Annotated in this window: 3 protein-coding genes; 2 read left to right on the forward strand and 1 reads right to left on the reverse strand. The window is 61.9% G+C overall.

The features are described from left to right. Positions 1 to 403: hypothetical protein (locus Q322_RS21445; RefSeq protein WP_034419464.1), on the reverse strand; the 403-nt coding region annotated here is incomplete at its 3' end. Positions 404 to 485: 82 nt separating this feature from the next. Between Q322_RS21445 and Q322_RS0120065 the strand changes: the two genes are divergently transcribed. Next, positions 486 to 692: a helix-turn-helix transcriptional regulator gene (locus Q322_RS0120065; RefSeq protein WP_029479602.1), complete on the forward strand. Its 207-nt coding sequence runs from the start codon at positions 486 to 488 to the stop codon at positions 690 to 692. A gap of 2 nt (positions 693 to 694) precedes the next feature. After that, a complete protein-coding gene (locus tag Q322_RS0120070) occupies positions 695 to 910 on the forward strand; it encodes a hypothetical protein (protein ID WP_156953204.1) in 216 nt (71 codons plus the stop codon). Positions 911 to 1,066: the final 156 nt, after the last annotated feature.

A 1,066-nucleotide genomic window follows, 5' to 3' on the forward strand; every position in this document is an offset into this window, starting at 1 on the left:
CCTCATCCACACTGAAGGCCAGCGCCACGGGTCCGATGCCGTCGATCAGGCGAGTCCCGGCGGTCAGGGGGCCAGCCTTGTTGCTGCGCCGAACAGGGGTGCCCTCGAAAATGAACGTGGCGGCAACCTGGAAGGCGTGCTGGGGGTCAGGGTCAGAGCGCTGGGCTTTTGTTGAGTCGTACCAGTACCGGATGACCGTCTGACCGTCCCGGTAGGCCACGCCCTCCGGCTCTCCCAGGTCCTCCCCGGCCACATACACGCGCAGCGCGTAGCCCAGGCAGCCGCCCACCTGCGCCACCTCGGTTTCGGTCAGGATACGGCCCACGCGCAAGGTAATGGTGCCGAAATCCTCGGCGATGTCCGGGATGTTAGAGGCGTAAAGCGCGGATACTTCTTTGTTCATGACGTAATTATAGCACTAGATGTTACTAACCTCAAGTGTTACACTAAGGATAGATGAAACAGGAGGTGTTACATTGCCAGCAATGAATGAGGCCATCAGAAACGCCGTGAGGGACGCGATGAAAGCGAAGGGGTTGACTCAGGAACAGATGGCTGAACGGATTGGCGTTCACCGCGTACACGTCAACAGAATGCTGACCGGAGCCTCCAGCGATGTCCCCGATGCCTGGCAAAAAATGCTGGATGAAGTGGGCCTGGATCTTGCACCAGTATTAAAGGATAACCCGTGAGCATGGCGGACCGTAGAGCCGTGATGGAGCTGGCCCACCGTGGCGTGACCCAGCGCAGTCTCGTGGGAGCCGAGGCCCTGATGCGCCTGCCCATCGCCGCCGCAAAGGTGCTGGAGGAGATGACGGACGGCCCAGTGCGCGCGTACATGGCCGTGGGCGTGCAAGAGGTGGCTGCGCTGGAAGCGTTTATTGCGGCACAGCCGAAGGAACAGCCGTGAAGCCGCCAGCAGACCGCCCGCCCGTCTGGGTTGCCGTATTCACCTGTATGTGCGCGGGCGGCGGGCTGGCGCTGAACAGCACCATGAATGACACGGAGGCTTTCACGCTGGCGCTGCTGATGGCGTCGGTGGCCGTTGGAGCAGTGGCGTGGCGGG

It is taken from the genome of Deinococcus frigens DSM 12807, assembly GCF_000701425.1.
Taxonomy (GTDB): domain Bacteria; phylum Deinococcota; class Deinococci; order Deinococcales; family Deinococcaceae; genus Deinococcus; species Deinococcus frigens.

Excerpts from the sequence above, each read along its gene's own strand:
- Q322_RS0120065 (WP_029479602.1), top strand. The coding sequence starts at position 486 with ATGAATGAGGCCATCAGAAACGCCGTGAGGGACGCGATGAAAGCGAAG.
- Q322_RS0120070 (WP_156953204.1), top strand. The coding sequence starts at position 695 with ATGGCGGACCGTAGAGCCGTGATGGAGCTGGCCCACCGTGGCGTGACC.